The sequence below is a fragment of the Qipengyuania sp. SS22 genome, from assembly GCF_025736935.1.
In the GTDB taxonomy this organism is placed as follows: Bacteria; Pseudomonadota; Alphaproteobacteria; order Sphingomonadales; family Sphingomonadaceae; genus Qipengyuania.
Window position 1 is genome coordinate 576,355 of the sequence record NZ_CP107048.1, and the last position, 25,701, is coordinate 602,055.

Genomic DNA, 25,701 nt, shown 5'->3' on the forward strand with positions numbered 1-25,701 from the left:
GCGAGGAGCCGCAGGCGACGCGGTAATCCAGTAAACTCGGCACTGGATTGCCGCGCGGCTGCGCCGCTCGCAATGACTATTTGCGTTTTATTCCGCTGCCTGCGCTTCGACCATGCCGGCGTGCAGTTCATCGACATGGGTCATCAGCAGGCGGCCGTCCTTGACCGCGAAAGCCAGCCGGCCTTCGACCAGTTCGAGCGCATCCTTGCCGAACACTTCGTAACGCCAGCCGGTCAGGATCTTGAGGTCGCGCGCTCCCGCGGCGAGCGCTTCCATCTCGTCGGCCTTGGTCAGCAGCCGCGAGGCGACGTCGATCTCGCGTGCGCGGATCTTGAGCAGCAGCTTGAGCAAATCGGCGACCAGCGCGCCTTCCTTGCCCAGCGGCGCACCGCGCTTGGGCTTGTCGGGCATTTCCTCCTTCGGCAGCGGTTCGGCCTTGTCGAGCACCTTGAGAAGTCGTTTGCCGATGTCGTTGTCTTTCCATGCATTCGACAGGCCGCGGACCTTGATCAGGTCGGGCTGCTTCTTGGGCGGGTGGCTGGCAATATCGGCCAGCGTCTCGTCGCGCATGATACGTCCGCGCGGAATGTTCTTGTGCTGCGCCTCGCTCTCGCGCCAGGCGGCCAGCGCCTTGAGGCGTCCGAGTACTGCCGGGTTCCGTCCCGGCGAGCGGATGCGCTTCCACGCGATATCGGCGTCATTGGCGTAATTCGCCGGATCGGCCAGCTTTTCCATTTCGGCATCGAGCCATACGCCGCGGCCGGTCTTCATCAGCTTCTTGAGGATGCGCGGGAAGATGTCCGCCAGATGGGTGACATCGCCGATCGCATATTCGATCTGCCGTTCGGTTAGCGGACGGCGGCCCCAGTCGGTAAAGCGCGCGCCCTTGTCGATCGTCAGGCCCAGCCAGCTTTCGACCAGATTGGCATAACCGATCTGTTCCGACTGGCTGATCGCCATCATCGCGATCTGCGTATCGAAGATCGGCTGCGGGGTCTTGCCGGTGAAATTATAGACGATCTCGACGTCCTGCCCGCCGGCATGGAAGACCTTGAGCACCTCGTCATTGTCGCACATCAGGTCCCATAGCGGGGTGAGGTCGATGCCATCGGCCAGCGGATCGATCGCCGCGGCCTCTTCCTCATTGCCGATCTGCACCAGGCACAGCTCGGGCCAATAGGTGTTCTCGCGCATGAATTCGGTGTCGACGCAGACGAAATCGCTTTTCGCCAGTCGCTCGCACAGTTCGGCCAGCGGTGCAGTCTCGGTAATAAGTTCGTGTATTTTCATCGTATCTTTTCGTTTCTGTCGGGCGGAGTGCCGCCCCCGGGCCGGGGCCCATCGAGTTGCGGGCTTGTCCCGCAGGTTCAGGCTAGCGCGTCTGGCGTGGCCCGCAATCGTTCGGCGGCACCTATGCACCGTCGCGATGCGCGCCGCTTTAGACCTGCCGCAAGTCCGGTCAAGACGGTCTTAACGCTTGGGTGCCATGGTGCACCCCATGTCCCGCATGGAATTCCAGCATGCTTTCGATGCCGTCGCAGCCACGCCCGGCTTCGACCGCGCGCCGCTGTGGCGGGCCTATCCCGATGCCGCGCACCTGCTTTCGCACAGGCTCGAGATCGAACCGTGCTTCGACTGGTCGCGCCTTGCCGATACCATCGCGGCAGCCGATCGCGCGCTGATCGAGATACGCGAGGATACGCCGCAGCAGCGCTTCCGCATATTGCCCAAGTATCCGGCGGATCTGCGGCCCATGGTGCATGGGCTCGAGGGCAAGAAGCGCTGGATCATGCTGCGAGAGCTGGACAGATGGCCCGATTTCGCGCCGCTCGTCGCCGATATCCTGCAGGCAGTCGCGCCGGTGGTCGAAACGCGGACCGGCGCGATCGTCAAACCCACCGCGTTCCTGTTCATCAGCTCGCCGGGGCTCGTCACCCCGCTGCATTTCGATCCGGAATACAATATCCTGTTCCAGATCAGCGGCCGCAAACGGTTCACCATCCTGCCGCTATCCTGCGGCTTGCCGTCCCGGTCGGACAATGAACGCTTCCACCGCAGCGGCGACAATCTGCTCGAATGGCGGCCCGAACTGGCCGCGCAGGGCTGGCCCTTCGACCTTGCCCCGGGCGATGCGCTCCACGTTCCCTTCAAGGCGCCGCACACGGTGACGGTCGGGGACGAACCGTCAATCTCGCTTTCGGTTACCTGGCGTTCGCACAGCAGTCTGCTGCAGGACGATGCGTGGGCGATGAACGGCCTGCTCGCGCGCTGCGGGGTGAGGGCGCCCGAGCCGGGGGTGCGCCCGTGGATGCGCGCCGGCACGCTGCGCGCCTTGCGCCGGGCGCGACTCGCCTAGCCCGGACCCAGAGAAATCTTGACAAAACGGCCCTTGGTGGCTGTTAGGGGCGCGCTCTCGTGCGGCGCCCGGATGCGCGCGCGGTTCCAACCAATCTCCGGCAGAAAGATCGAGCTTTAGATGCACGCCTATCGTACCCATACCTGCGCCGCGCTAACCAAGGACAATGTCGGCGATACCGTTCGCCTGTCGGGCTGGGTGCATAACAAGCGCGATCATGGCGGCGTGCTGTTCGTCGATCTGCGCGACCATTATGGCATCACCCAGATCGTTGCCGACGAGGACAGCGAGGCGCTGCCGATCCTCGACAAGCTCAAGCTGGAATCGGTCGTCACCATCGATGGCGTGGTCAAGGCGCGCGCCGATGCCGCGGTAAACCCGAACCTGCCGACCGGGGCGATCGAGGTTTTCGCCCACGCGGTAAATGTGCAGAGCCGTGCGGACGATCTCCCGCTGATCGTCAATTCGGCCGAGGATTATCCCGAAGAGACGCGCCTCAAATACCGCTTCGTCGACCTGCGGCGCGAGCGCGTCCACGCCAACATCATGCTGCGCAACAAGGTCATTACCTCGCTGCGCCGCCGGATGACCGATCAGGGCTTCAGCGAATTCCAGACGCCGATCCTGGGCGCTTCCAGCCCCGAGGGTGCGCGCGACTACCTCGTGCCCAGCCGCCTGCACCCGGGCCGCTTCTACGCGCTCCCGCAGGCGCCGCAGATGTTCAAGCAGTTGCTGATGGTTGCCGGTTTCGATCGCTATTTTCAGATCGCGCCGTGTTTCCGCGATGAAGACCTGCGCGCCGACCGCAGCCCCGAGTTCTACCAGCTTGATTTCGAGATGAGCTTCGTCACGCAGGAAGACGTGTTCCAGGCGATCGAGCCCGTGCTGGCCGGTGTGTTCGAGGAATTTTCGGGCGGCAAGAGCGTGACGCCCGCAGGCGAGTTCCCGCGCATCCCCTATGCCGAAGCGATGCTCAAGTATGGCTCCGACAAGCCCGATCTGCGCAACCCGCTGATCATCAGCGATGTCACCAGCCACTTCGAGAAGAGCGGGTTCGGCCTGTTCGAGAAAATCGTGGGTGGCGGTGGCCGCGTGCGCGTGATCCCCGCACCGAATACCAACGAAAAGAGCCGCAAGTTCTTCGACGAGATGAACGACTGGGCGCGCCGCGAAGGGTTCGCCGGGCTGGGCTATGTCACGCGCAAAGGCGGCGAGTTCGGCGGCCCGATCGCCAAGAACCACGGCACCGAAGGCATGGAAAAGCTCTATGCCGAGCTGGGTCTGGGCGAGAACGACGGCCTGTTCTTCGCTGCGGGCAAGGAAAAGGACGCCGCCAAGCTGGCCGGCGCCGCACGCACTCGCGTGGCCGAGGAACTGAACCTGATCGAGGAAGACTGCTTCAAGTTCTGCTGGATCGTCGACTTCCCGATGTTCGAATATGACGAAGAGCTCAAGAAGGTCGATTTCAGCCACAACCCCTTCTCGATGCCGCAGGGCGAGATGGAAGCGCTGGAAACCAAGGACCCGCTCGATATCCTCGCTTGGCAGTACGACATCGTCTGCAACGGTTACGAGCTCTCCTCGGGCGCGATCCGGAACCACCGCCCGGACATCATGTACAAGGCGTTCGAACTGGCGGGTTACAGCCAAGCGGACGTCGACGAGAACTTCAGCGGTATGATCGAGGCATTCAAGCTTGGCGCACCGCCGCATGGCGGCTCTGCCCCGGGGATCGACCGGATCGTGATGCTGCTCGCCGACGAGCCGAACATTCGCGAAGTGATCGCCTTCCCGCTCAACCAGAAGGCACAGGACCTGATGATGGGCGCGCCCAACCTCGTCGGCCCGCGCCAGCTGCGCGACGTGCATATTCGGACCGTCGATGCGCCCAAGCCCCAGGGGGCAGAGGCGACCCGCGTCGACCACGCGGGCGACTGACCCGCAAGCGCACGGCGACAGGCTGTGCAGCGCGAACGAAAAAGGGCGCGGGACCTGCTCCCGCGCCCTTTCCTCGTGATTTCAGGACCTGTCAGTCGAACTGCTTGGCGGCGAAGTCGCCGAAGCGTTCGCCTGCGCAAATCTCACTGTATGCCAGCTGCACCACCGCGCGTTCCTGCACGTCGAGCTGATCGCTTTCGAGCGCCTGCTGGAATTTGTTCTTGATGTAGTCCTCGCCTTCCTCGACGCGCTCGGAGGCGGCTTCGTCGTCGTTCTTGAAGGCAGCGGTGACGCTCTGCCACATCTGGTGGGCTTCGCCGGTCAGCGTACCCTTGGTGACCAGTTCCTCACCCTGGCGCTGCAATTCGGCGTTCATTTGCTGGAGCGTCTGACCGCGTTGCTGGCCGCGCTGCTGCAAGGCTTGCGTGAGCTGCGGACTGTTCGCGGTTTCAGCCGCTTGGCGATAGCCTTCGACCGAATCGAAAGTGGTATCGGTAAGGCTCTTGAAAACGGTGCTAGCCATTGTTTTGTTTCCCTTTTTACAGCGTGTGCTATGTAGAGGAAATCAATCGCAACGCGTTTGGGTCCGGGCTACACGGCGAGTTGCCCTTGCGCTGCGCCGCTCCGTTGATTAGGGCGATTGGCAATTCAGAAACCCCCAAATTTGAGAGGGACACAAATGAGCGATACTGCCGACCGCGTGCAGAAAATTGTCGTCGAGCACCTCGGCGTCGAGGCCGACAAGGTCACCCAGGAAGCCAGCTTCATCGACGATCTCGGTGCGGACAGCCTCGACATCGTCGAGCTGGTCATGGCCTTCGAAGAGGAATTCGGCGTGGAAATCCCTGACGATGCGGCTGAGAAGATCACCACCGTCGGCGACGCGACCAAGTATATCGAAGAGCACAAGGGCTAAGCCTCGCGCTTTTCGAATCCCGCACTATATGCGGGACCGGACAGGCCCGACCCCATAGCGGGCCGGGCCTGTTGTCTTATCTGCGGAGAATTACATGCGTCGTGTGGTCGTAACCGGACTTGGCCTCGTCACCCCCCTGGGCGGTGACGTGGAGACTTCATGGAAGAACCTGATCGCGGGCAAGAGCGGAGCCGCGCAAATCACGCGCTTCGACACCGAGGGGCAGAAATGCACCATCGCCTGCGAGGTCAAGCCCAAGGACCACGAGTTCGGCTTCGACCCCGACAAGCGTGTCGACCACAAGGTCCAGCGACAGGTCGATCCGTTCATCATCTATGGCATCGATGCCGCGGGCCAGGCGCTTGAAGACGCCGGCCTCGATGAAATGGACGACGAGCTCAAGCTGCGCACCGGCGTCTCGATCGGTTCGGGCATCGGCGGTCTGCCGGGAATCGAGAAAGAAAGCATCGTGCTGCACGAACGCGGCCCCGGCCGTGTGTCGCCGCACTTCGTCCACGGGCGGCTGATCAATCTCATCTCGGGCCAGGTCTCGATCAAATACGGCCTGATGGGGCCCAACCACGCGGTGGTGACTGCGTGCTCCACCGGCGCGCACTCGATCGGCGATGCCGCGCGGATGATCGCGCTCGACGATGCCGACGTGATGCTGGCGGGCGGGGCCGAAGGCACCATCAACCCGCTGGGCGTGGCCGGCTTCGCACAGGCGCGCGCGCTCAACATGAGCATGAACGACCGCCCCACCGAAGCCAGCCGCCCCTATGACAGGGACCGCGACGGGTTCGTCATGGGCGAGGGCGCGGGCGTGGTGGTGCTCGAGGAATACGAACACGCCAAGGCACGCGGCGCGACGATCTATGCCGAAGTGGTCGGCTATGGCCTGTCGGGCGATGCCTATCACGTCACGGCACCGCATCCCGAAGGCAAGGGCGCCGAGCTGGCGATGCGGATGGCGCTCAAGAAAGCGGGCCTGACCGCTGCCGATATCGATTACGTCAACGCGCATGGCACGTCGACCATGGCCGACACGATCGAACTGGGCGCGGTCAAGCGCGTGCTCGGCGACGATTTGGGCGGTGCATCGATGAGCAGCACCAAATCCGCCATCGGGCACCTTCTGGGCGGCGCCGGTGCGGTTGAGGCGATCTTCTGCATCCTTGCGATCCGCGACCAGATCGTTCCGCCCACGCTCAATCTCGACAATCCCGATGAGGGCACCGAAGGCGTCGACCTGGTTCCCAAGCAGGCCAAGCAGCGCGAAGTGAAAGCGGTGCTCAACAACAGCTTCGGGTTCGGCGGCACCAATGCATCGCTGATCCTCAAACAGGTCGATTGATGTGAAAAAGGCCGGGTGCCTCATCGCAGGCGTCCTCGCGCTGGTTCTCGCCATCGGGGCGATCTGGTTTCTGTCGGGCTGGTGGGGCACCGCCGAGGTCGAGGAAGATACCAATTTTATCGTCCCGTCGGGGGCCAGCCTGACTTCGGTTGCCGACAAGCTCGGTGACGAGGGGCTGATTGCCAATCCCGAAGGCTTCCTGCTGCGCGCGAAGCTGTTCGGCTCGTCGGACCCGATCATGGCGGGCGAGTTCCTGCTGCCTGCCGGGGCGAGCAATGCGCAGATTCTGGACACCTTCCAGCATGGCGAGGTGATCCGGCGTTTTGTCACCATTCCCGAGGGCCTGCCCTCGGTACTGGTCCACGAACGACTGATGGCGGAAGACCACCTGACTGGCGAAATCCCCGTCCCGGTCGAAGGTTCGGTGCTGCCCGATACCTATGATTTCGAACGCGGCGAGGCGCGCAGCGCGGTGCTCGCGCGGATGCAGGCGGCGATGCAGAACTATCTCGCCGAAGCCTGGCCCAAGCGCGCACCGGACATCGCGGTCGACAATGTGAAGGACGCGGTCATCCTCGCCTCGATCGTCGAGAAGGAAACCGGCGTCGCGCGCGAGCGCAAGATGGTCGCCGGACTGTATTCCAACCGCGTGAAGGACGGCATGCTGCTGCAGGCCGATCCGACGATCATCTACCCGCTGACCAAGGGCAAGCCGCTGGGGCGGCGCATTCGCCAGTCGGAAATCGCCGCGATCAACGATTACAACACCTACACCATGGTCGGTCTGCCCAAGGGGCCGATCACCAATCCGGGGCGCGAAGCGATTGCGGCGGTGCTGAACCCGGCGGAAACGAGCGCGCGCTATATGGTTGCCGATGGCACCGGCGGCCACGCCTTTGCGGAGACGCTCGAAGAGCATAATCGCAATGTCGCCGAATGGTTCGAGATCCGCCGCCGACGCGGGGAAATGTGAGCGCGGCAGACGCCGCTCCGCTGATCCTGACCGCGCAATTGCCGCGCGACCTGCACGCCCGGTACACCGCGCTGCGAACCGAGCATTTCCCGCCCGAGCGCAATTACCTCGACGCGCATGTGACGCTGTTCCACGCGCTGCCGGCCATGTGCGAGGCGGAGGCCGGTACCTATCTCAAGCGGCTTGCGGGTGAGTTCGCGCCGGTGGCGGGGCAAGTCGAAGGGCTGATGTCGCTCGGCGGCGGCACTGCGATCAAGCTCTCCAGCCCCGACATGCTCGCGCTGCGCGACATGATCGCCGACCATTTTCGCGGCATGCTGACACAGCAGGACCAGCATCGCCCGCGCCTCCACGTCACCATCCAGAACAAGGTCACCAGCAAGGAGGCCAAGGCGCTGCAGGCGGCGCTCGCAGGCACGATCGAGCCCCGACCGTTCGCCTTTTGCGGGCTTGCGCTCTTTCGCTATCGCGGCGGGCCGTGGGAAGCGGTAAAGGAATTTGCATTCAGGGGCCGGAGCGCGGCATAAGAGCCCTGTTTTACGAAGGGACGGGGGATGGCCGAAATCGCCACTATACTGGCTTATATCGCGGCGCTGCTGGCGGTCGCGGCGATGGCAGCGACCACGATCAGGCAGCTGCGCTATGCGATGTTCGTCGCCGGCCTTGCAGCGCTGGCGCATTTTGCGCTGGCCGACCATCTCGGCTGGGCGATCATCGCCGCCGTCTTCCTAATCATCAATGGCATGCAAATATCGGTGCTGCGCCGCCGTGCGCGGCGTGGCGCGATGCTGGAAGAGGAAACCAGCCTGTTCCAGCGCCTGCTCGGCATCGAGGATCCCGGACGCCAGCAGCGCTTGCGCGACCTGATGGAATGGCGCGATGTCGAGGAGGGTGCGGTGCTGATGAAACAGAACCAGCCCGACCCACCGCTGATCTATGTCGCGCGCGGCGCGGCGCGGGTAGAGTGCGACGGCAAGGTCGTGGGCACCTGCGGTCCGGAGGAGTTCCTCGGCGAGATGAGCCTGGTGTCCGGCAAGACTGCCTCGGCGACGGTTATCGTGACCGAACGCACCCGCGTGGCGACGTTCGACCGCGATGCGCTGGCGCATTATGCGCGCGCGGTGCCCGAGGTCGATACCGCGCTGACGCATGCGCTCAACCGCGGTCTGGCGGCCAAGGTCCGGCGCATGAACGAGGCGGCATCGCAAGCATCCGCAGAAAACGCGGGCGAGTCGCATTTGCGCGGTTGACCGCAATCGCGGACCGCCCTAAACGCGCCGCCTGCCGAGGGGGCTATCGCCCCGGCATGCCTCTATGGGGCGGAGTAGCTCAGGTGGTTAGAGCAGCGGAATCATAATCCGCGTGTCGGGGGTTCAAGTCCCTCCTCCGCTACCAATTCCCGTGATACCCGTTCTCGGGCTATCCAACCGATGGCTACAGAAGCTTTTTAGGGCGCACGTCCTTTTCTCGCCTGACGCTTCCTTCTCCCGCAAAATTGCCGGCGACCTATGGCCGAAGAACTACACACCGTGGGAGCGATTTCCCAACGGCAGCAAGAGCCTGCGTTTTATGAAGAATCGAGGGCTTTATGCGTCTCTCGAGGGATCCTAATGTCAGGTTAGCTGGCGTATATTCTTGACAATGTCAGGTGATCTTGTGAGTCTTGCTGGGAGGAGGTCCTATCATGAGTGATGGTCCATACCGTTCATTGGCGATGTCACCGAAGTGGAAGCGCGTCGCAAAACGCGCTTTTCTCCCGTCTTTCTCAGCGCCCGAAATTTCTGAGGCCCTTCAGCAGGCGGCAGAACGAGACTGTCGTGCTGAGCTATCGGAAGGTCTCGTGCGTCATGTGACCGCGCTAGTTATCGGCCCAGAGGAGCCTGCCCTATTCCATGACTCGGTTGTTGGCGGCTTGGACGCACTTCATCGTAAGTGTTCCTCGCCTATGGAGCATGGGCTCGTGAAGAATGTGATCGACGCACTGCACGACGGCCTGAGCGGTCAAGCTGCACTTCGACAGGCGGCGGAAGCGAGTGTGTCGGATCGCCTGCTCTCTGGTTGTCGTCAGATCGAGGAGCACATGCATCGCGAAGCGTCCGATCGCCGAGCGCGGGATACTCGCGCCCGTCTCGATGAAGCATATAATAGCGTCGATTTGTCCGGGGTTGCTCGGATCCTACTGCGTGCTCCCGAAGCGCCCCCGCGAACCGAAAGCGTTGTCTATTCCGGCCTTGATGACGGAGCGCAGTTTTGATGCCAAAGCTTTATCACGTCGCTGATGCATCCCCACAACTCGTAGATGCAGTCGAGCCGGGAGAAAACCCTCGAGAGGGCGCGCGATTGGCGGCGCTTGGCGACGCCATTTCCTTGTCAATCGAAGGGTTGAATGATTTCTTCTTCGCGAATTGGCGCCCCGAGTTGATCGATTTGCTCGTGATTGCCGCCGCTGTCGAATATTGCGATCTTAGTGTTCGGCGTCCTGCGTGGGGGTGGGCGCGCTCATTCGATTTGCGCGTTGCGGTGCATGATACCGAGAAATGGTGCGCGCCGTTGATGCGCGATGCGCTCGAGGAGGCTCTCGCCTTTCTCACTGGAGATCGATGGAGCTTCAGCTTCATTAAACGGCGGGATCCAGTCGAAAAAATTAGTCCCCGCCGGTTTGAGTTAGACACCCCGGACAAGGTCATAACGCCCTACAGTGATGGACTCGATTCCAGAGCGGTTGCTGCAATTGTTGACGACCTCGAGAACGGCGGCCAAGTTCGCGTCCGGCTCGGCTCTAGGGGCGTGGATAGCGCCAAAGTTCCGCCAAATAAGCAGCGCTTCAGGACTGTCCCGTTCAAAGTGAAGCTTGGTAAGCGTCAACGTGTAGAGTCATCTGCACGTTCACGCGGTTTCAAGTTCGCCGTCATAACCGGGATCGCTGCCCAGCTTGCTTCAGTTGACCGCATAGTCGTCACTGAAAGTGGGCAGGGGGCGCTTGGACCAATCCTAGTGCCATCTGGCCAAACCTACCCGGATTATCGCGTCCATCCTGCTTTTACCCGGCGTATCGAACGCTTGTTTCTCGCCCTCACCGATAATGGTGTAAGTTATGAGTATCCGCGCATATGGAGCACCAAAGGTGAAACTCTCGCCGTCGCTAATTCGCTCGCCAATCCACCATCTTGGCATGATACGCGATCGTGCTGGCAGGATTCTCGCCGTGTCAGCTTTGCGGGGAAGCGCCGCCAGTGCGGTATTTGCGCGGCCTGCATGTTGCGACGTTTGAGTATGCACCGCGCTGGAATCGATGACCCAGCGTCGCAATATATCATGGAAGACCTGAGCGCGACCGAACTCGAGGAAGGCGTGGTGTCAGGTTTCTCCGATATTTCCCAGGCTTTTCGCGAGTATGGATTCGCTGGAATATTGCATCTAGATCACCTTGCGGCGCTTAGTGGGTCTATCCAACATGAGAGGGTTGTCCGCCGCGTCGCGCGTGAAACCGCTGTTGCGCTCGGTATTGAGATGACGGAAGGCGAAAGCGCATTAACCGACTTACTTGAACGACACCGTGCGGAGTGGCTCGATTTCCTATCAACCCTAGGTGACCGTTCGTTTGTGGCTCGAGTAGCTTTGGTGTCACCATGGCACTGATACCCGGTGGCTTAACGCCTCAGAGCGTCGGCGATCTGCTGCGGCAGGCTCGTGAGAATGCCAAAATCACTCAAGCTGCTGCGGCCGCTAATCTCGATGTCGCGCGCACCACGCTCGTTGCCATGGAAAAGGGGCAACGTCGGCCTCGCGTGAACGAGTTGCAGAAGCTTGCAGCTCTCTACGGCCTGTCACTCAATGAGTTGCTCCGTCAAGACGGCACTCGTGTCGATCTGAGGCCGCGTTTTCGTCATCTTGGAGAAGAGAGCGAAAAGCTCCAAGGCGCAATTGCGCTGCTTAACGACCTCGTTCAAGCGGAGGTCGAACTAGAGGATTTACTGGGTATCAAACGCACTCGGCTTGATCCGCCGGAGCGCCCTCTTTTACCGGGTAATGTGGGGATCCAGGCGGAACAGGACGCTGCCGAACTGCGCCAGTGGCTCGGACTTGGTCTGTCGCCGGCCCATGACATCATGAGTGTATTGGAACTCCAGCTCGGCGCTCGTGTGTATATCCGTAAACTCGACCCTAAGATTTCGGGACTTTATGCTTTTGATGAGCGTGCAGGCGCTTGCATCCTGCTCAATGCCAACCACCCGCGTGATCGTCGCACCCAAACCAGCGCACACGAATTAGGTCATTTCGTTTCAACTCGCCGGTCACCGGACACTTTGCACGAGGGCACGCCAGAATCGACTCGCGAAGAGCGCTACGCAAACACCTTTGCGCGCTGCTTCCTCACTCCGGCGAGAGCGGTGCATACCAAATTTCGGGAACTGACTGCCGGGGCTTCGAGACTGACCCGTCGCCACATCATTCTCCTCTCTCATATATTTGGTGTTTCTCGCGAGGCCATGGTCCGCCGTCTCGAGGAGCTGGAACTCGCAAAGCCCGGCACTTGGGAGTGGTTTTTGCAGCACGGAGGGATCACCGATATGCAGGTGCGGGAGGTGCTCGGTGATCTAGTCAAGCCAGACGAGGCGAAGGTCGATGCCAAGCGCCAAATTTCGATGCGCATGAGCGTCATGGCAAGCGAAGCATGGCGTCAGGGCCTGCTCAGCGAAGGCCAGATCGCTCGCCTGCTACACATGGACCGCGTCGATGCGAGGAGACTTATTGACGAGTTTGAAGCGGAAGGAGTTGAGACGGATGGATCTCGTTCCTTTTCGGCTTAAGCCGCCACTGGTCGCCGATGCCAGTGTTTGGATTAATCTCGTCGCCAGTGGTCTTGCAACGGATGTGCTTCGCGCTCTGCCGACCCCTACTATGATCCCGCGCATTGCGTTGAATGAGCTCAAGCGTGGCCAAGAGAAGGGCCACTCAGCATATGCTGGCGTCACCCCGTTGATCGCCGAAGGTCATGCCGCAGTGATTGATCTACCGGAAGAGGCAGAAGATACGTATCTGAACCTTGTTGCAGGACCCGCCCGTCAAACGCTGGATGACGGTGAGGCTGCAACCCTGGCGCTTGCACTCCACTTTGGCGCGACTGCATTGATTGACGAGCGCAAGGCCATCAGCATCGCCGCCGCACAATATCCCGATCTCATCGTAGCGACCACTACGGATGTCCTATTTCGCACCAATGTGCGCTCGACACTGGATGAAGCGACGTTTGCGACAGGACTCTTTGCCGCGCTTACGCAGGCCCGAATGCGTGTCCCTGAACACCTACTCGTTCAAGTTTGCGCATGCCTTGGATCTGAAAGGGCACAGCTTTGTTTGAGCTTGCCGGCACGTATACGCGGCGACATGATGAAAAAAGGCGCGAAAGCATACAGAGCCTGAAACGTGCCGCAGTTAATTCGATACACTGGTTTTTTCTGACAACGCCTCAAACGCTGTGTGGTCCGAGGCGACGTCTTTTTGGCTAGTCAGACTTGAAACCATCCGCGCTCATCGTCCGATGCAGCCATGCCCACTGGCCCAAACTTAAGCAGCACTTCGTTTTACCGCAACCGAACGGATGGAGCGGGATCGTTAGCGTCCCAAGCTGACGACACTGTCAGAAATCAGCGGTTTTCGCTGTAAACCCCGCCATATCCAGGCCCTTTCGTTTCAATAACTTATGATTGCGCTGTAAACTGCCCTAGAACCACGCTCGCAGCCCGATCACAGTTTTCAGGCCATCAGGATCCTTGCCCCCATTGCGCGCAATGTCGGCGGTTTCGCCGAGCTTGGCTTCGTATTCGATACCTACGTAGGGTGCGAATTCCGGCACGATCTCGTAGCGCAGTCGTATACCTGGCTCGACTTTGGTGATGCCTGCGCCAATCTCGCGCTCGGGAATGTCCTGCGCCGCGAACTCGGTTTCAATGCGCGGCTGGAGGATCAGGCGCTGGGTGATCTTCTGATCGTATTCGGCCTCGGCCCGCGCGGTTAGATCGCCCCGGTCCGACAGGAACAGCGCGCCATCGACGTGGAACATATACGGCGCGAGGCCCTGGAACCCGACGACGAGATATGTTCGGCTGTCGGGTTCGGGATCGAACCGCACCCCGGCCTGCAAATCGAAGAACGGCCCGATAGCGCGGCTGTAGAGCGCCTGGATCTCGGCGTCTTCCAGCCCGCCGCCAAATTCGCTCTCGCCCTCGGTCTTGAGGACGAAGCGATTGATGTCGCCGCCATACCAGCTTTGCGCGTCCCACAGGTAGCCATCCTCGCCACCATCGGTCGCGATGCGCGCTTCCAGCCTTTCGATCAGGATCATGCCGGTGATCATGCCACCGTTCTCGCGGGCGAGCTGTTCGCGCGACGGCTCCATCGCTTCCTTGCCCCAAATGGCATCGGCTGCGTGGATCGGCCCGTCGAATGCACGCGCCGGAACGGCTTCCTCCGGCGCTGCACCTGGCACGGACTTGTCGGTCATTCCGCCGTGCGAGCCATGATCCCTGTCCACCATGCCGTCGTCCATCTCCGGGACTGTCTCGGGTCCTCCCGTGGGAGAGCACTTTTCCGGCGGGAGGGGACCCATGGCGCAATGGTCCATTTCTGGTTCGGGCGCGGTTCGCGGTTCTTCCTTTGTCGGACACTGCTCGGGAGGCATGTGGCCCGAGGCGCAATGATCCGTCTCCGGCTGCGTGGCAGGCTTGTCCTCCTGCGCCGAGTGATCCTGCGCGGCGAGCGGAGCAGCGGCGAGCATCGATCCGGCAAGCAGTGCGACGCGGATCATGCGCTGTCTCCCGCAGGGAAGGGTCGCACGGTCACCACCTGCATCATGCCAGCATGCATGTGATAGAGCAGGTGGCAGTGAAAGGCCCAGTCGCCCGGCTCGTTCGCGGTCAGGTCGAAGGTCGCGGTGCCGCCCGGTTGAACGATCACCGTGTGCTTCAGCGGCTGGTGCATGTGGTCCGCGCCATTGACCAGCTCGAAGAAATGGCCGTGCATGTGGATCGGGTGTGCCATCATGGTCTGATTGACCAACTTGACGCGCACGCGCTCATCGAAACCGAACCGGACCGGGTCGTCAGTGACGGCAGTGAACTTCTTGCCGTCGAACGACCACATATACCGTTCCATATTGCCGGTGAGGTGGATCTCCATCTCGCGCTCGGCCATCCGGTGCGGCTTCATTCGCTTGGCCTTGAGGTCGGTGTAGCGCAGGACGCGGTGGCCCACCTCGTCGAGGCCGAGGCCAGGGAAATCCATCCGGTCCATCGGCATCGGCGCGATCATATCGACGCCCGGCCCAACTTCGACGTCGTGCGGCACGAGCGACTTGTCGCGCATCGAGAGGTCCGTGCCGCTCATGCCTTCCATGCCGCTCCCATGCGCAGAGTGGTCCATCATGCCCATATTGACCATGGTCAGGGTCGGGATCTCGCGCAGGGGCGGCGGGGTGGCGCGGTGGCCCTTGTGGCTCGTCAGGCTGGCGATTCCCATACCGCTGCGATCCATCGCCTCGGCGACGATCGCATGGCTGCCATCAGGTGGGGTTACGACCACATCGTAGGTTTCCGCGACGCCGATCTGAAATTCGTCAACCTGCACTTCGTCAACGTCCTGCCCGTCGGCTTGGATCACGGTCATCGGCACGCCCGGGATGCGCATGTTAAAGAAGGTCATCGCCGACCCGTTGATGACTCGCAGGCGCACGCGCTCGCCGGGGTTGAACGCCAGTTGCAGGTCATCCTGCGGGCCGTGGCCGTTGATGAGGAAGGTGTAGGTGCTGCCGGTTACGTCGGAGATGTCGCGCGGGTTCATCCGCATCTCGCCCCACATGCGTCGCATTTCGCCCGACATATCGCCCTCGGTCGCGGTCTGCATCTGGCGCTGAAAATAGTGCTCGCCGACCTTCAATTTGCGCATAATCTCGTGCGGGTGCATCGGGGTGAACTCGGACAGCAGAACCACGTAATCGCGATTGTAGCGCGGGTCCGGTTCTGCGCTCTCGATGATGATCGGTCCGTAGTGACCCGCCTGCTCCTGCAAGCCGGAGTGTGAGTGCCACCAGTAGGTGCCGTTCTGCCGCACCGGGAACTCGTAGGTGAATGTCTCGCCCGGCTTGATCCCGGGAAAACTGACGCCAGGCACACCGTCGAACTGGAACGGTAGCAAAAGGCCGTGCCAGTGGATCGAGCTGTCTTCGTTGAGATTGTTGGTGACGTGCAGCCGCACGTTCTGCCCCTCGTGCAGCCGCAGCAGCGGGCCGGGCACAGTGCCGTTGACTGCCACTGCATGACCCGAGCGCCCGCCGGTGGTGAAGTGGTGGTTGCCTATGGCGAGCTCGATGTCCTCGCCCGACACTTCACCAAAGCCGTTCTTCGCATGAGGAGCCGATTGTCCGCGCGCCCATGCCGGCATTGGCAGAGCACTGAATGCAGCGAGCGCGGCGGTGCTACGGATCAAATTTCGACGAGAAACCGAGATCATAGGGGGCAAGCTTCCGATTGAACTTCTGCGCCAAGCTATATATACCCCTACAGGGTATTTCAATCGGGCTTTGGAACATGGCAAACGCGAAGACCGCAAAGATCAATCGGCTCAACCGGATAGAGGGTCAGGTGCGCGGTGTGGCGCAGATGATCGAGAACGATCGCTACTGCATCGACATCCTGCACCAAATCCAGGCGATCCGGTCAGCGCTTGGCAAGGTCGAGACGCAGGTCCTGAAGGATCACGCAGCCTGCTGCGTGGCCGAAGCCATCGCAAGCGGCGACGAGGCCGAACAGCGCGAGAAGTTCGAGGAGCTGGTGACGCTGTTCGAGAAGGCCAAACGATAGAACGCGCATCGCTCGTGCTGCTGACCTCTCAAGATCAGAACTTTATTCCATTTAGGAGATTGCAATGCTTTTGCTACTTCGTTCCGCCATTGCTCGCCGCAGCCTGGCCGGCTCGCTCTTTTTGAGCACAGCGCTGGCGGCCTGCGCCGCGCAAGCTGCCAGCTTCACCATGTATCGCGATGCGCATTGCGGTTGCTGCCTCGCATGGGCAGAGCATGTTAAGGCGACCAACGAGCACGAAGTGCAATCGGTCGAGCATCCCGACATGGCGTCGGTGAAGGCCGAGAACGGAGTGCCGGGCGATCTGCAATCGTGCCACACAGCGATCGTCGAAGGCTACGTGATCGAAGGCCATGTGCCCGTCGCCGATGTCGAGCGGCTGCTCGCCGAACGTCCGACAGGCGTGAAGGGTCTCGCAGTCGCCGGGATGCCGATGGGCTCGCCGGGAATGGAGCACGGCAACCATCACCAGGCGTTCCAGGTCGTCGCCTTCGGTCTCGATGGCCGCAGCGTCTGGGCCAGCTACCCCGCGAGCCACTGATGAGCACCAGCAAAGCCACCGTCTACCGGATGGTCATGCCTGACCATCTGTGTCCCTACGGTCTCAAGACCGTCGACTTGCTGAAGCGCGAAGGGTTTGAGGTCGAGGATCATCACCTGACCTCGCGCGAAGAGACCGATGCTTTCAAGCAGAAGCACGGCGTCGAAACCACGCCCCAGACCTTCATCAATGGCAGGCGGATCGGTGGCTACGATGACCTTCGCGAGCATTTCGGGAAATCGCGCAGCCAGCCCAAGGAAGGTGAGACGAGCTACCAGCCGGTCATCGCGATCTTCGGCGTGGCGTTCCTGCTCGGTCTGGCGATCAGCTGGTATGTGTTCGACACCATCTTCACGGTCCAGGCGATCGAGTGGTTCGTCAGCCTGTCGATGGCCTTGCTGGCGATCCAGAAATTGCAGGACGTGCGCAGTTTCTCGACAATGTTCCTGAACTACGACCTGCTCGCGCGACGCTGGGTGCCCTACGGCTTCGTTTATCCGTTCGGCGAGGGGCTCGCCGGGGTTCTGATGGCCGCCCATGCCTTACCGATTATCTCGGTCCCGGTGTCGCTGTTCATCGGCACGGTCGGCGCGGTCAGCGTTTTCAAGGCCGTCTACATCGACAAGCGCGACCTCAAGTGCGCCTGCGTCGGCGGCGACAGCAACGTGCCGCTGGGCTTCGTGTCGCTGACCGAGAACCTGTTCATGATCGGCATGGGCCTGTGGATGGGTGCCAAGTCGCTCGGTTGGATCGCGATGTGATCAGCGCGAGGAGTCGAGCTCCTCGCGCATCTCCGGCGTCATTTCGCGGCCGATAGCGGCCTCCGCTTCGGCTTGCAGCTTTGGAGTTAGAACCGCGGTGCGTGGCGGCAGGGGCGTTTCGTCGCCCATCTCCCCGTTCGCTTCGATGTCTTCGAGCAACAGCTCCATCTGCGCGATTTCCTTCACCTGAGCCTTGATGATCGCATCGGCCAGTTCGCGAACGCGCGGGTCCGAGATCTGCGCGCGCCGACTGGTCAGCACCGCAATCGAGTGGTGCGGGATCATCGCCTTCATGTAGGCTTGGTCGTCCACCGTTGCCTGGCTGCGGGCGAGAAACAGGAACAACGCGAAGCCCAGCACCGCGCCGACCATCACCAGCACCTTCGTCAGCAACGTGCGATACATGCCCCACATGAAGCCGAGCATGATGACGATCATCGCCATGCCCATCATCATGGCCATCCACATGCGGGTCTGGCTGAACCAGATATGCCCGGGCTCGTAGACATTTGAGTATTTGAGCACGAACATCGTGACGATCGATGTCGCGATCATCGCCGCGAAGGTTGGCCATTTGCTCTGGTGAGCCTGTTCGGTCGAGGGCGTGTTCGCGTCTGCCATTGGTGTCTCCTCATGGAGACTTACACCCCCCAGGGGTATCCGGTTCCAATTTTGTGCGACGCAAGCCGACACGCTGGGACAAAAGAGCCAGTGGGAGCCGGTGGATGGCAGGACCGCCCAAATCCAGCCTCATAGGCAGCATCAGGGTCGAGCACACCGGCACGGTCTAGGACTTCTTGAATTCGGCGATCCGCGACTATGTCGCGGTGACAGGTTCGTCTTTCAGCGCGCGATACACGCTCGCTCGTGCGATCCCCAGCTTCGTTGCTATGTTGGTCGCCCCGAACCCCTGATCGTGCAGAGAACGCACCTGCTCGGCGTCCACGGTGCGTTTCCGCCCCTTGTAGATACCAGCAGCCTTGGCGCGCTGGATACCTTCGCGCTGACGTTCCTTGCGGATGTCGGTTTCAAACTCGGCGACCGCACCGAGGATGCCGAGGATCAGCTTCCCCATACTGGTAGTAGTATCGACCGCTCCCTGCTGCACGCACCGAAAACCCACCTGCTTGGCTGACAGCTGGGCAATGATGTCGTGAAGATCGCGACCAGATCGAGCGAGGCGGTCCAGGCGCGTGACCACCAGCGTATCACCCTCGCGCACCCAATCGAGACACGCGGCGAGCGCTTGGCGGTCGTTGCGCGTCGTTCCTGTGACCTTCTCCGAGAAGACCTTTTCACACCCCGCGTCGGCGAGTTGCTCAAGCTGGAGGTCGAGGTTCTGGGAGCTGCTGCTGACGCGCGCGTATCCGACAATGCTCATGTGGTGGTTCTCGCTGTCTCATTAGGGTCTAGAGTCAGCGCAGCATAGCGTCTCACAATCGGGATCTAACTCGTATGAGACATTACGTGGACGCGGTGAGACGTCTCGGATGGGTATACTCTTAGCGGTAGGCAATGCTTAACTATCGCGAAAAATTCGCTTTAGCGTCGGCTACAGGACAACATCTACCTTTTGTTTATTCTTGAGCGCCTAGCTGTGCCTTCAAGTCCAAGGGCTCAAGCGTCGAAAAGTCCGAACCAACCATAATCATCGATTGATTTCGGAGATTTATTGCGCTTTCTACGGCGCTTCCCGATTGGCGGGATTTAACAGGGGGTTGCCTATATGAAGAAATTTCTGTTCGCCGCGTTTGCGGCGCTTTCGTTGTCGGCGTGCGCTAGCAGTGTGCTGGTCGTCGAACAGCCGTATGCAGGTCAGGAGAAATTCACGACCGCGAATGTCGAATTCGACAATGGCGGCGTTCCAATCGACAATGACAATCGTGCCTACACTCAAGAGAAACTCGAAGAGGAACTCTTCAGAGGGGAGTCGCCGATCTTCGCTATGGGCGAAGGGCTGACCATCAAATGGCGTTACGTCGGTTTTAATGAAGGTAGCCGTCTTGGTCGCTATCTCACCGGCGGTATCGGCGGCGGTTCGAAAGTCGTTCTAGAAGTCGATTTCGTCAGCCCTACGGGTGAAGTTCTTGCTACTGTGCGTGGCGAGGGTTCTGTCGGTGGCGGATTGTTTGGCGGATCCAATAAGACAGGTATCGACAAAGCTGCGCGGCATGTAGCAGACTACGCTGCATCAAATTTGCGCTAAGCGAAAATTTCGCAAGACTGGGCCGCTTCGAAACAATCGAGGCGGCCCATTTTCTGAAGAACGACAGGTCACCATCAGGGCCAAAGCCCTCGGTATCAGGGTCGCATTCTCCTACCGGGTAACCCGCCGTTCCTGCCTACCAAGTAGGCTAAGCCCCTAAAGCGCAACACCGTGGTTCTCACGCCATCCCAGGATGGCACAAACCTCCATGATGATCGCGCATCATTGACTAAACGCGGGTCCCAGCCGCGTGTCCCTGCTTCCGCACCGCGAGCAACGCAGTCGACCCTCAAGCGCCGTCATCTGCTTCGACCAGCCGCGCTGTTGGCATTGCAGAACGATTTGCAGCGGATCCATCACCGCGACCCTGCGACAGCGCCGACAATCCACGCGAAGTGCATAGCCATGGCGTGAATAGTCGGCGATGCTGTCGAGGCGCTTTGAACTCATGGCTTGCGGCGCACGGACCATATGAGGGCTGAAAACGCTGTGATGAGGGCAGCGAACGCCGATATGATGAGTGGGTCGATAATTAGCACGGCAACCTCCGAATCAGATCGTGGGCTTAGTTCACTTTTTGTTCCGAGTAGGAAAGGGCGATGATGTATATGGACACACCGAAGCTGCATTCCCTGTGTCTTGCCGCTGCGCTGGTCTGCAGCGCACCTGCAGTGGCGCAAGTTCACGTCGGCCAAGCTGTTGCTGTCGATGGCGACTCTCTCGAGATCGGCGGTGTGCGGTTTCGCCTATTCGGGGTTGATGCCTTGGAGGCGCGCCAGACTTGCAATCGCCGTAACCAGATTTGGGAATGCGGGCAGGAGGCAGCGGCTGTCTTGCGCGGTATGCTCGAAGAAAAGCCGGTCAGCTGCGACCAGAAGGACATAGACCAGTATGGCCGCGTCGTTGCTGTGTGCACCGCGAACGGTCGCGATCTTGCGCAGGAGATGGTGCGCATGGGTCTAGCTGTGGCTCTGCCTGAATTTACCACCGACTATGTGGAGTGGGAAGATCTGGCGCGGCAGCGCGGCCTGGGCATATGGAGCGCGGAGTTCGAGCAGCCGTCTGAATTTCGTGCCCGCGATGCCGAAAGCATTCGCGAAAAGCGTGCTATGCTCGAAGAAGCGAGGCGTCGAGAGGCTGCGCGGCAGGAAGTAAGCCGAGGAGAGCGCGGCGGTGCTGCAAATGTATACTATCGCAACTGCGCTGAAGCACGAGCAGCCGGCGCAGCGCCTATTTATCGGGGGCAACCAGGTTACCGGCCAGAAATGGATGGTGATAGTGATGGAATTGCATGCGAGCCCTATCGAGGGAGACGGTAGACCTGATCGACGTGCTGGTTTTGAACCCAAGGTGGGTTCATGTCCTTTTGTGTGAACTGGTGAGAGGGCATGCTGCCGCTATGACCGACAGGCGCCCCGGGAAGGTCTCTACGATTGAATTCGTGACCCTCTTGGTCGCCCATGCAGTCATCGTTGTCTTTGCACTTGTTTGGGCGTTCTTGTGAGGATTACCCGTGAGCAGGAGATCTGGGCCATGGCGCTCTGGGTCGATCGCGAGCACGGTGAAGACGCCGAGGAGTTTATTGCGGAGAAGGTGCTGCAATTCGAGCATCGCGGCGAGACTGGTGGCAAGGACCTCTGGATGCAGGTGGCCCGGCGGTATGTCGAGCTTAGGGATGCGCTAACCGCCGAGCCAAACTGATCAGATTAGCGGTGCGACCAGCCGCCGACGTCCTTGTCGAACTTCACGAGGCCGATCGGTCCGCATTCAAGCAGGTGCGGCAGGTTGCGAACTTCGTCGTCAGGCAAGTCACTCATACCGTCCGCGATGCGCAAGGTTCGCGTCTCCCCCATCGGGACGCGCAAGGCGGTCGTGAACACCGAGGCGGCGATGTCGATGTTGGGCGCGATCGCGAACAGGTCGTCACCTCCATCGGCGGCGAGCCGGAAGAGCTTCAGCCGCTGGACCGGGGCGGTGTGTGCTACCCAACCGATCTCACAGAAGCTCGCAAAGCCCACCGAAGCGCTCTCCAGCAGGACATCGAGACCACGCCGGTGATCGCCGATGAGAGTCTCATCCACGCGGGTGAGCGTCAGATCCTCGTGTTCGAGTCCCAGTGCTTCCTCGTGCTCGACAGCGGCCATCCATGCCCTGTCCTTGGAGGGGGCGATGATGTGACCGCGGACCTCGCCGTCCTGACGCTGGATGACGACTTCGTAGAGGTGAAACTTCATGTCTGTAGACCTTCTTGTGGTAGTTATTGCACCAAGGTCTACGAGCGCCCCGAGTGGGTGTCGGGTGGGCAATGCGGTGGCGCGACAGGATCGTCACCCTGTGCGGTTGGATTAAATGGCTCCCAAAGAGGTCTGTTTGAGTTCAGTGCTAGCGGCTGTTCAAGTAGCGCAACCCTAATTCGTGCCCGCCGGACCATTTTTGGAAGAGATTTGTCAGTGTATCCATGCGGGGTGGCGTGGGCGTCGAGCCAGTCAGCTACTCGCCGAGGCATCGCGCCTTTCGGCCCCCATTCTGCGGTCAGCCATGTGTCTGCCGCCCAAACGTCAGCGGCAAACTGAATGGCGCGCTCGAACGTCCCTTGCTCGAAGAAATGGTATCCCGGCCGCATTACATAATCGGCAAACTCACGCACTGCTGCCCGCCTGTCGCGCTCGCCCAGCACGCGGGTTGTGAAGTCCTCGGACAAGATCTTTCGATAGTCCGCCATACGAGCACGCTCATCGGCCTTGTTACGCTTCCAGCGCGCGGTTTGCTTCGCCTGGTCGATCGCCATTTGAGTGCGACTAGCGGCGCGGACGATATTGGAAACAAAATTCGCCCAGAGACCTGGGGGAAAATGTGCGTAGATCGCATCTCACTCGCCGGACAGCCGGTCCAGCGGGATCAACGTCCCAAAGAAGGAGTGATTGAAATGCATGAATACCCACTGTCCGATCAGATCGTCGATGCTTTGGAAATCGCATTTCGCTTTGTTTACGGATCCGAAAATTATGAGGACTTCCAAGCTTGGATCGGGGAGCACGCTTGGCTTGATTGTCGGGATGGCGGCGATCGTTTTCTCTTCCATGGAGGGGTGCTGCTTCGGGATGCACTTGATGGTATCGAGAAGGGCGTGTTTTCTCCGCCTAGGCCGGACAAGGCGCTGCTGCTTTTGGCAGAACGAACTCTTGAAGCAATCGAGGTTGCTCAAGAGATTGCGACGACATGGGGCATGCCGAAGACACTCATGTCTCATGCGGTATAAACGCAAAGACTAAGTTGAAAGATCGCAGCCAATGGATGGCGCTGACTAAAAACCCACCGGGATTTCGGCGCCATCCTGGTCAGTGAGACCAGCCGTTCATAGGACTTCCATTCCCAACGGAGTTGACCGCAATCATGGTTCCCTCCGTTGGAATGGAAGCTCGGATTGTTTAGGGACTAAAGGGAGGTCCATTCTCTCCGAAGGGTGGTTCTGTCCCGAAAACAGGAACTTACCGATTCCCAAGTGTAGGGCAGAAAAATCAAAACCTCGTTGGTAAAGAAACGCGGACCCACAACCGATGGGGTTCATGATCCCCATTCATGCCATGACCACCCATACCATGCGACCATGGAGTCCATAATGCCAGCTACCATTGGACCGGAGTAAGCATGCTTCATGGGTTCATGGGGTAGGGGACTTGATGGTTGAAGGGGCGGTCATGGTCTTCGTGGGTTCCATGGTGTTCATGTCTAAGCAGCTACCGGGCTTCGCCCGGCAGCGGAACGACGCTGCTTCGCAGCATCGATCCAGATTGTTTTGAATGTGAATTTGATTCCAAATCACCATCCCAAGGAAGACATTAATCCCCCCGCCACCATGCAAAGAGATCAGCATGGCAGCGGAGAGGTTATTCCTGGTTATCCCATGGGAAGTGGTAGAGAGCATCGATCGTGCGACGATCAGGCTGGCGGAACGCATTACCAACCTATCTGCTCCGAAACCCCGGCCTCTCGGCCCGTTCGGTCACCCAGCACCTGCTGGGTTCACCCCGCTGAACTTTCCTGCAATTCTCACGAGGTAGGGGCATCAGCCCCATCTTTTGGCAAGCTTTCACTCCGGGGGGAGCGGGGCTTTCACCAGCCGGTCGTAACGGCTGATTTTCCCATCGCGCGCACTCGCTCGGCTCCGGTCTTCTTCCCGGCTACCGATATGCCGCAGGGCAAGCGGCGAGATCCCTTGTGCGTATGGCAACGCGCGGTCGCTAACCGACTGTCGCGGGCCGGAACTGGCTTGCCATCAGTATACCATGGAGCCGCCTTGGCTCGGACTGAAAAGTGGCCGGAGGAGCCACTCGGATGCTGCATAAATTCGATCACGAAAGTGCCAGTGATTGGGATATTGACGCATCTACGTAGACGCGTCTATTGCAGTGTCATGACAGACACCACCAAACGCGATAACTCCTACTGGATTGGCCGCTTGCAGAAAGACGGTCACGGCGATCTTCTCGCCCAAGTTAAGTCTGGCAAGATTACGGTCTACAAGGCCACACAGAAGGCTGGGTATCGCAAGACTGGGCCGAGGTCGCCAGCCGCGACACTATCCTATCATTGGGGGCGAGCGGACCATGACGATCGGAAACGCTTTGTCATGGCGCACCTGAAGGACGTGAACCGTGTGCTTCGGGAGGTGGGTGACGACATCAAGAAAATGAAGGCACAAAAACCCAGCGAGTAGGCTGGAAAAGAGCCCGACAGCTCACTCCACGTCTCCTAGAATAGCGGGATAAACCAATGCTCTAGGATATGCTCAATGACTACCCCCGTAGACCAAGTCTCCATCAGCGATGCAGCCAAACTCTGGATCGCTCGGTGCGAACTCGAACAGCTCGAACGCGCTACGCTCCATTCCTATCGTGGCCATGTGAAGAACCACATTGAGCCGAAGATTGGTTATCTGCTGCTCAATCAGCTCTCGGCCGTAGACGTTCGTGATTTTCTCGACGCAATGCTTCGCGACAGCACGCGCGCAATGGCGAAGAAGTGCCTGACCACGCTTCGGTCGATCATCAGCGCAGCGCAGGAGCGCGGCTTGGTTCAGCACAACGTCGCACGCGACGTAAAGCTGCGCCGCACCGAGAGACATGACCCAGATCGCGTCTTTCCGACCAAGGACGAGATCAAGGCGCTGATTGCAAACGCACCGCCCAAGCACCAGCCGCTCATCATGACGGCGCTCCTAACTGGCATGCGTATGTCAGAGCTGCGAGGGCTGACCTGGGACGCGATTGACTTCAATCGGAGCATCATTACCATCAGGAAGCGCGCCGATCGCTATTGCGACATGGGTAACACTAAGAGCAAGTCGGGCCGGCGTGATATCCCGATGGGGCCAGGGCTCGCGAACGTGCTAAAGGCTTGGAAGGTCGCGTGCCCAAATGGTGATCTCGAACTGGTGTTCCCGAATGGCGTCGGCAATGTCGAGACTCACTCGAACATATACAATCGCATTTTCAAACCGCTGATGCTCAAGAGCGGCATCGTGGATGGGGAGGGCGCTCCGAGGTTTTCACTGCACGCTATGCGTCATGCGGCAGCATCGCTGTTCATTGAGCAAGGTTGGCCTCCGAAAAAGATCCAGACCATGCTGGGGCATTCTTCGATCACGATGACCTATGACGTCTACGGCCACCTGTTTCATGATCCGGCGAAGGATGTGGATCTTATGGGTGAGATGGAGCGGGGGTTGCTGGCTGCATGAGAAGGCTTTGACCGAGCGCGAACTTTCGGCGATCCTGGCTTAATGCGCTCGATTTATG

The 25,701-nt window shown here is 60.3% G+C and carries 26 protein-coding genes and 1 tRNA gene; 20 read left to right on the forward strand and 7 right to left on the reverse strand.

The window, feature by feature from the left end; translation table 11 throughout:
* Window positions 1-87 precede the first annotated feature (87 nt).
* Complete coding sequence (gene rnd, locus N6L26_RS02895) at window positions 88-1,290, reverse strand: ribonuclease D (RefSeq protein ID WP_263606559.1); 1,203 nt, start codon at window positions 1,288-1,290, stop codon at window positions 88-90.
* 208 nt (window positions 1,291-1,498) lie between these two features.
* On the opposite strand from rnd, the gene N6L26_RS02900 reads away from it, so the two are divergent.
* Entirely contained in the window at window positions 1,499-2,356 is an 858-nt protein-coding gene (locus tag N6L26_RS02900) for a cupin-like domain-containing protein (protein ID WP_263606560.1), read from the forward strand.
* Between the two features lie 120 nt (window positions 2,357-2,476).
* The gene (aspS, locus tag N6L26_RS02905; RefSeq protein ID WP_263606561.1) at window positions 2,477-4,294 is read left to right on the forward strand and encodes an aspartate--tRNA ligase; all 1,818 of its coding nucleotides are present in this window, start codon (window positions 2,477-2,479) and stop codon (window positions 4,292-4,294) included.
* A gap of 91 nt (window positions 4,295-4,385) precedes the next feature.
* Here aspS and N6L26_RS02910 read toward each other — a convergent pair whose 3' ends face one another.
* A complete protein-coding gene (locus N6L26_RS02910) occupies window positions 4,386-4,817 on the reverse strand; it encodes a ferritin-like domain-containing protein (protein WP_263606562.1) in 432 nt (143 codons plus the stop codon).
* A gap of 156 nt (window positions 4,818-4,973) precedes the next feature.
* On the opposite strand from N6L26_RS02910, the gene N6L26_RS02915 reads away from it, so the two are divergent.
* From N6L26_RS02915 to N6L26_RS02955, 9 genes are all read left to right on the forward strand, one after another.
* Window positions 4,974-5,210 carry an acyl carrier protein gene (locus N6L26_RS02915; protein ID WP_006834437.1) on the forward strand — a complete coding sequence of 79 codons (237 nt, stop codon included), beginning with the start codon at window positions 4,974-4,976 and terminating at the stop codon, window positions 5,208-5,210.
* 94 nt (window positions 5,211-5,304) lie between these two features.
* A complete protein-coding gene (gene fabF / locus N6L26_RS02920) occupies window positions 5,305-6,564 on the forward strand; it encodes a beta-ketoacyl-ACP synthase II (RefSeq protein ID WP_263606563.1) in 1,260 nt (419 codons plus the stop codon).
* Window position 6,565: 1 nt separating this feature from the next.
* Complete coding sequence (mltG, locus tag N6L26_RS02925; RefSeq protein ID WP_263606564.1) at window positions 6,566-7,537, forward strand: endolytic transglycosylase MltG; 972 nt, start codon at window positions 6,566-6,568, stop codon at window positions 7,535-7,537.
* Entirely contained in the window at window positions 7,534-8,064 is a 531-nt protein-coding gene (locus N6L26_RS02930; protein ID WP_318173614.1) for a 2'-5' RNA ligase family protein, read from the forward strand. The genes mltG and N6L26_RS02930 overlap by 4 nt, the downstream gene beginning before the upstream one ends.
* Before the next feature lie 27 nt (window positions 8,065-8,091).
* Window positions 8,092-8,787: a Crp/Fnr family transcriptional regulator gene (locus N6L26_RS02935; RefSeq protein ID WP_263606566.1), complete on the forward strand. Its 696-nt coding sequence runs from the start codon at window positions 8,092-8,094 to the stop codon at window positions 8,785-8,787.
* Between the two features lie 68 nt (window positions 8,788-8,855).
* Window positions 8,856-8,932 (forward strand) — tRNA-Met (locus tag N6L26_RS02940).
* Window positions 8,933-9,790: 858 nt separating this feature from the next.
* Window positions 9,791-11,176, forward strand: a complete 1,386-nt coding sequence (locus N6L26_RS02945; RefSeq protein WP_263606567.1) for a 7-cyano-7-deazaguanine synthase — start codon at window positions 9,791-9,793, stop codon at window positions 11,174-11,176.
* A complete protein-coding gene (locus tag N6L26_RS02950; RefSeq protein ID WP_263606568.1) occupies window positions 11,167-12,348 on the forward strand; it encodes a helix-turn-helix domain-containing protein in 1,182 nt (393 codons plus the stop codon). The genes N6L26_RS02945 and N6L26_RS02950 overlap by 10 nt, the downstream gene beginning before the upstream one ends.
* Window positions 12,323-12,961: a hypothetical protein gene (locus N6L26_RS02955; RefSeq protein ID WP_263606569.1), complete on the forward strand. Its 639-nt coding sequence runs from the start codon at window positions 12,323-12,325 to the stop codon at window positions 12,959-12,961. Before N6L26_RS02950 ends, N6L26_RS02955 begins: the two co-directional genes overlap by 26 nt.
* A 301-nt stretch (window positions 12,962-13,262) precedes the next feature.
* On the opposite strand, the gene N6L26_RS02960 is transcribed toward N6L26_RS02955, so the two are convergent.
* Together N6L26_RS02960 and N6L26_RS02965 are read right to left on the reverse strand one after the other, a co-directional pair.
* Window positions 13,263-14,345: a copper resistance protein B gene (locus tag N6L26_RS02960; protein WP_263606570.1), complete on the reverse strand. Its 1,083-nt coding sequence runs from the start codon at window positions 14,343-14,345 to the stop codon at window positions 13,263-13,265.
* Complete coding sequence (locus N6L26_RS02965; protein ID WP_263606571.1) at window positions 14,342-16,045, reverse strand: copper resistance system multicopper oxidase; 1,704 nt, start codon at window positions 16,043-16,045, stop codon at window positions 14,342-14,344. Before N6L26_RS02965 ends, N6L26_RS02960 begins: the two co-directional genes overlap by 4 nt.
* Before the next feature lie 77 nt (window positions 16,046-16,122).
* On the opposite strand from N6L26_RS02965, the gene N6L26_RS02970 reads away from it, so the two are divergent.
* The 3 genes from N6L26_RS02970 (at window position 16,123) to N6L26_RS02980 (ending at window position 17,697) form a co-directional block, all read left to right on the forward strand.
* Window positions 16,123-16,395, forward strand: coding sequence for a metal-sensitive transcriptional regulator (locus tag N6L26_RS02970; RefSeq protein WP_263606572.1), 273 nt, complete (start codon window positions 16,123-16,125; stop codon window positions 16,393-16,395).
* Between the two features lie 64 nt (window positions 16,396-16,459).
* The gene (locus N6L26_RS02975; RefSeq protein ID WP_263606573.1) at window positions 16,460-16,936 is read left to right on the forward strand and encodes a DUF411 domain-containing protein; all 477 of its coding nucleotides are present in this window, start codon (window positions 16,460-16,462) and stop codon (window positions 16,934-16,936) included.
* The gene (locus N6L26_RS02980) at window positions 16,936-17,697 is read left to right on the forward strand and encodes a glutaredoxin (protein WP_263606574.1); all 762 of its coding nucleotides are present in this window, start codon (window positions 16,936-16,938) and stop codon (window positions 17,695-17,697) included. The genes N6L26_RS02975 and N6L26_RS02980 overlap by 1 nt, the downstream gene beginning before the upstream one ends.
* Here N6L26_RS02980 and N6L26_RS02985 read toward each other — a convergent pair whose 3' ends face one another.
* Complete coding sequence (locus N6L26_RS02985) at window positions 17,698-18,318, reverse strand: DUF305 domain-containing protein (RefSeq protein WP_263606575.1); 621 nt, start codon at window positions 18,316-18,318, stop codon at window positions 17,698-17,700. It abuts the gene before it with no gap.
* A gap of 196 nt (window positions 18,319-18,514) precedes the next feature.
* On the reverse strand, window positions 18,515-19,078 hold the full coding sequence (locus N6L26_RS02990; protein ID WP_263606576.1) for a recombinase family protein: 564 nt from the start codon (window positions 19,076-19,078) through the stop codon (window positions 18,515-18,517).
* A gap of 345 nt (window positions 19,079-19,423) precedes the next feature.
* Here N6L26_RS02990 and N6L26_RS02995 point away from each other — a divergent pair, with 345 nt between their 5' ends.
* The 3 genes from N6L26_RS02995 (at window position 19,424) to N6L26_RS03005 (ending at window position 21,604) form a co-directional block, all read left to right on the forward strand.
* Entirely contained in the window at window positions 19,424-19,903 is a 480-nt protein-coding gene (locus N6L26_RS02995; RefSeq protein ID WP_263606577.1) for a hypothetical protein, read from the forward strand.
* Between the two features lie 599 nt (window positions 19,904-20,502).
* Complete coding sequence (locus tag N6L26_RS03000; RefSeq protein ID WP_263606578.1) at window positions 20,503-21,222, forward strand: excalibur calcium-binding domain-containing protein; 720 nt, start codon at window positions 20,503-20,505, stop codon at window positions 21,220-21,222.
* Window positions 21,223-21,403: 181 nt separating this feature from the next.
* Window positions 21,404-21,604, forward strand: a complete 201-nt coding sequence (locus N6L26_RS03005) for a DUF6961 family protein (RefSeq protein WP_412071338.1) — start codon at window positions 21,404-21,406, stop codon at window positions 21,602-21,604.
* 5 nt (window positions 21,605-21,609) lie between these two features.
* Here the strand turns inward: N6L26_RS03005 and N6L26_RS03010 are convergent, their stop codons facing one another.
* Window positions 21,610-22,137: a hypothetical protein gene (locus N6L26_RS03010; protein WP_263606580.1), complete on the reverse strand. Its 528-nt coding sequence runs from the start codon at window positions 22,135-22,137 to the stop codon at window positions 21,610-21,612.
* Between the two features lie 359 nt (window positions 22,138-22,496).
* On the opposite strand from N6L26_RS03010, the gene N6L26_RS03015 reads away from it, so the two are divergent.
* The 3 genes from N6L26_RS03015 to N6L26_RS03025 all read left to right on the forward strand — a co-directional run bounded on the left by N6L26_RS03015 (window position 22,497) and on the right by N6L26_RS03025 (window position 25,643).
* A complete protein-coding gene (locus N6L26_RS03015) occupies window positions 22,497-23,162 on the forward strand; it encodes a hypothetical protein (RefSeq protein WP_263606581.1) in 666 nt (221 codons plus the stop codon).
* A gap of 1,155 nt (window positions 23,163-24,317) precedes the next feature.
* On the forward strand, window positions 24,318-24,620 hold the full coding sequence (locus N6L26_RS03020; protein WP_263606582.1) for a hypothetical protein: 303 nt from the start codon (window positions 24,318-24,320) through the stop codon (window positions 24,618-24,620).
* A gap of 75 nt (window positions 24,621-24,695) precedes the next feature.
* Entirely contained in the window at window positions 24,696-25,643 is a 948-nt protein-coding gene (locus N6L26_RS03025; RefSeq protein WP_263606583.1) for a tyrosine-type recombinase/integrase, read from the forward strand.
* Window positions 25,644-25,701: the final 58 nt, after the last annotated feature.